General features: G+C 63.0%; 5 protein-coding genes. 2 read left to right on the plus strand and 3 right to left on the minus strand.

From position 1 onward, the window contains the following. Both QZL71_RS07920 and QZL71_RS07925 read left to right on the plus strand, forming a co-directional pair. Positions 1-326: YabP/YqfC family sporulation protein (locus QZL71_RS07920; protein ID WP_363912656.1), on the plus strand; the 326-nt coding region annotated here is incomplete at its 5' end. A 9-nt stretch (positions 327-335) separates the two neighbouring features. Continuing rightward, entirely contained in the window at positions 336-1,478 is a 1,143-nt protein-coding gene (locus tag QZL71_RS07925; RefSeq protein ID WP_294648429.1) for a sporulation protein YqfD, read from the plus strand. A gap of 403 nt (positions 1,479-1,881) precedes the next feature. Here QZL71_RS07925 and hslO read toward each other — a convergent pair whose 3' ends face one another. The 3 genes from hslO to yihA are packed head-to-tail and all read right to left on the minus strand — an operon-like array spanning position 1,882 to position 4,150. Then, the gene (gene hslO / locus QZL71_RS07930; protein ID WP_097777920.1) at positions 1,882-2,793 is read right to left on the minus strand and encodes an Hsp33 family molecular chaperone HslO; all 912 of its coding nucleotides are present in this window, start codon (positions 2,791-2,793) and stop codon (positions 1,882-1,884) included. Between the two features lie 4 nt (positions 2,794-2,797). Beyond that, positions 2,798-3,547: a class I SAM-dependent DNA methyltransferase gene (locus tag QZL71_RS07935; protein WP_005940360.1), complete on the minus strand. Its 750-nt coding sequence runs from the start codon at positions 3,545-3,547 to the stop codon at positions 2,798-2,800. A gap of 3 nt (positions 3,548-3,550) precedes the next feature. Beyond that, entirely contained in the window at positions 3,551-4,150 is a 600-nt protein-coding gene (gene yihA / locus QZL71_RS07940) for a ribosome biogenesis GTP-binding protein YihA/YsxC (RefSeq protein WP_294648430.1), read from the minus strand. Positions 4,151-4,261 lie beyond the last annotated feature (111 nt).

Below are 4,261 nucleotides of genomic sequence, written 5' to 3' on the forward strand. Positions count from 1 at the left end.
CGCGCCGCGGGCAGAACTGCGGGATGGGAGGGAATGGGATGTGTGCCAAGCGCAAAAAGCGGCTTTTGCTGCAAAGCTGGCTGGCCCTGCTGTTCCGTCAGCCGCCGCAGGGCTTTTACCACGCCCCTGCCGTCTACCTGAGCGGGGGCCGCATGGAGGTGGAGCACTTTTGCCGCATTCTGGCCTACAGCCCCGACCGGCTGTGCCTGCAGATGCCCCATGGCCGGTTGACCATCTACGGCGACGGGCTGAAGATCGTCACCCTTACCGCCAGCCGCCTGACCCTGCGGGGGCGGTTCGTGCGCACGGACTTTGCGGATGACTAGGAGGTGCCCATGGAACCGGTAAGCCTTTGGGCCGCGGTGGAGTTCACCGCATGCAATGGCAGCACCGAAGCCCTGCTTACCGCTGCCGCCCGGGCCGGGCTGCATCCCTACGGGGTCACGGCCCTGCCGGGAGGGTTTGGCGGGCGGTGCGCCGCGTGGCAGTACCCGCGCCTTGCCGCACTGGCCCGCAAGCACCGGGTACGGCTGCGCATCCGCCGGAAGCTGGGGCTGTATTTCTGCCTGCGCCCCTTGCTGCGCCGGGCCGGGCTTTGGGCGGGGCTGGCGGTGTTTGTGCCGCTGCTGCTCTTTGCACAGCAGTTCGTCTGGTATGCGGACACCTCTTCCCTCACCACCGGACAGGCTGCGCGGGCCTGCGCCGTCCTGCGGGAAGCGGGCCTGCAGCCCGGTGCGGCTGTGACCGAGGCAAAGCTCACCGCCGGGGAGTACGCCCTTTTGCACAGCGGCGAGTTCTCCTGGGCCAGCCTGAATTTTGCCAAAGGGCGGCTGGTGGTGGAAGCCGCCGCGGCCAGGCCCAAGCCGGACATTGCCGCCGGAACGCTGCACGGCATCCGGGCAAAATGCGGCGGCACTGTTCTGCGCACGAACCTTACCAGCGGCACCATGCTGGTGCAGCCGGGCCAGCAGGTGGAAGCCGGGCAGGGCCTCATTGGCACAGCCCGCGCCGAGCGGGACGGCACCCTGATCTTTGCGCCCGCCGCCGGAACGGTGGTTGCGCAGTTTGAGTGGAGCGACACCCGCACCGTGCCCTTGGAAGAGACGGTGCAGCAGTACACCGGCGCGTGCACCCGCACATACCGGGTGACAGCGTTCGGGCACACCTTCTCCCTGCCCGCCGCGCCTGCGCCGGAACATGCGGCGGTGGTCCTCCGGCACTTCCAGCCGGAGGTGCCGCTGCTGGGCCTTGCCCTGCCCTGCTCTGTGGAGGAGACCTGCCGCTATGTGCAGCAGCCGGAAACGCTGCACCGCACCGAAGCGCAGGCCGCCGCGCTGGCCCGGCTGCAAAGCCTGCAGGCGCTGTACGCCGCATGGCCGGACGCGGAGCACATCGCCCGCAAAGAGGACTGCACCGTGAACGGCAATGTACTGGACTATACCGTTACCTACACCGTGGCAGCGGACATCTGCGGGTGAAAGGATTCCCGTTGTAATTCGCCAAAAAATATGTTAAACTAAAAACACCACCCCAAAGGGTGGCGTTAAGGTGCTGTCTGCAAGCGCAGGTGGTCATGCTTCCCTCCGGCAAGCGTCCGGGGGACGTAAAAGCTTATTGTTTGTTCCCCCGTTCGCAAACGCGGAAGGGGGGATGCATCATGAAGTTGGAAGAGGTTCTGCAGCTGTTCGTCATTGTTGGCGGTACAGTTGGAATTACATTTCAGATTGCATGGGCAATCTTCAAAGAGATCCATAACAATAAGAAATGACCGCCCCAGACTCCCAAACCGTGGCGGTCATTCTTATTGATCTAACCGGAAGGAGCTGACCATTGCGGACAGCGCCTTTTCTATTTGTAGTATAGTTATTTTTTAGCGGTTTGTCAAGTCCCCTGCTCTGCAGCGGCACGCTCCGCCGCCTGCGCGTCGTACTCGGCAAGCAGGTCGTTGAGGTCGTACTGGTACTTGCTGTGGCAGAAGTGGCACACCACCTCGCAGGCGGGGTCCTCGTCGCGCATCCTCACCAGCTCCTTGCGGCCAAGGCTGAACAGCATCTCCTTGGTGCGCTCGGCGCTGCAGTCGCACTGGTAGTGCACATCGCGCTCGTCCAGCACGTTGGGGTCAAAGCCCGCCAGCGCCAGCTGCATCATGTCCTCGGGGGTCTTGCCCTCGTGCAGCAGGGTGGTGACGGACGGCATGGCCGCGATATTCTTTTCCAGCTGATCGATCTCCGCATCGGTGGCACCGGGCAGCAGCTGCACCATAAAGCCGCCTGCGCACAGGATGGACAGGTCTTTGTCCACCAGCACGCCCAGCGCCATGACGGTGGGCACCTGCTCGCTGTAGGCGTAGTAGGCGGTCAGGTCCTCAGCGATCTCGCCGGAGACCAGCGGCACCTGACCCACGGTAGGCTCCTTTTGCAGGCGGTTATCCCGGATGACGGTGAGCACACCGTCTTTGCCCACAGCGCCGCCCACATCCAGATGGCCGTTCGGCTTTGCGGGCAGCTCCACCAAGGGGTGATCGATGCAGCCCTTCACGTTGCCGGTGCCGTCGGTGCAGGCAATGACCACGCCCGCCGGGCCGCCGCCGGACACACGCAGGGTGATCTGGTCACGGTCGTCCTTGAGCATGGAGCCCATCAGGGCCGCGCCGGTGAGCAGACGGCCCAGTGCCGCGCTGCAGGTGGCGCTGGTGGTGTGCAGCTTTTCGGCCTTGCGGACGATCTGGGTGGAATCCACGCCACAGAACACGACCCCGCCGTTCTCCGACAGGCCGCGGATCAGATTTGCCATAAAGTTATCCCTCCAATTGTGTATACTGCTTGACTGCGCAGAAGAAATAGCGCTGGCTGTCCTCGGTCAGCGGGCCGAAGGTCTCGCCGTCGCAGACGCTTTCCAGCGCAAAGCCGTGCTTTTCCAGCGCGGTGCGGATGGTGTCAAGGTCATAGGTGTACTCGCAGAACTGCTCGTGGAAGTGCTCGCCGGTCTCGTGGTAGTCGATGTCCACGGTGATCTCCACGCGGCGGTTGGCGGCATCGTAGTGGTTGCGCCACACACAGGCGGCATCCTCTTCCTCAAAGGTGAACGCGTTGTCGCCCAGCACGTTCCGGTGCTTGTAGGGCGTGTTCATATCGAACAGGAACACCCCGCCCTTCTCCATGAAAAAGCCCGCGTTGGCAATGGCGGTGTCCAGGTCCGGGATGTGGTTGAAGGTGTCAAAGGTGGACACCGCGCCCCGGATGGTGCCGTACAGATCCAGCTTGAGCAGGTCCTGCCGCAAAAGCAGCAGCCTGCCGGAAAGGCCCAGCTGTTCGGCCTTATCGCGCACAACGCAGAGCATCTCCTCGGACTGGTCAATGCCGATCATATCATAGCCCGCCTGCGTGAGCATCAGCGTCAGCTCACCGGTGCCGCAGCCAAGGTCGGCAAGGATGCCGTCGTGGATGCCGTGCTCCTTGAGCTTTGCATGGATGTGGGCATACAGGGCATCGTAATCGGCCTCGCCGTTGAATTCATCGTAGAAATAGGCAAATTCGTTGTAGGCCATGGTTTACTCCGCTTCCTGTTCCTCGGCCACAGCGGCATTGAGCACCGCCTGCAGCTCCGGGATGCCGTAGCCGTTCTCGCCGCTGGTCAGCACCACCTTCTGGCAGCCATAGGGGCGGCAGAAGTTCTCAAAGTCTTCCAGCGTCTTGGCCAGCTGGCTCTTTTTGAGCTTGTCGGCCTTGGTCAGGGCCACCACGTAGGGGATCTGGTGATAGTGCAGGTAGCGCAGCATCTGCTCATCGTCGGCGCTGGGGGCGTGGCGGCAGTCCAGCAGCTGCACCAGCAGGGTGTGGTGGCGGGGTGCTTCAAAGTAGCTGTTGATGAGGTCGTCCCAGCGCTCACGGTCGGCGTTGCTCACCTTGGCGTAGCCGTAGCCGGGCAGGTCCACAAAGTAGCAGTCGTCCACCGAATAGAAATTGATGGTGGCCGTTTTGCCCGGCGTACTGGACACGCGGGCGAGGTTTTTGCGGCTGCACAGCTTATTGATGAGGCTGGATTTGCCCACGTTGGACCGCCCCGAAAAGCTCAGCTCCGGGCGGTCGCTCTCGGGCAGCTGGCTGGAAATGCCGTAGCTGGCAATGAAATCAGCTTTGTTGTAATTCATGGAGCTTTCCTTTCTTTGATAGGGGGATCGTCACCGGACACTCCGTCCCGCCTGCGCTCGCCAGACCACCAGCGAAGGCAAGCCCTCGCACTTCCCGTCGGGCTTTTCTGT

It is taken from the genome of uncultured Faecalibacterium sp., from assembly GCF_900066275.1.
Lineage (GTDB): Bacteria > Bacillota > Clostridia > Oscillospirales > Ruminococcaceae > Faecalibacterium > Faecalibacterium taiwanense.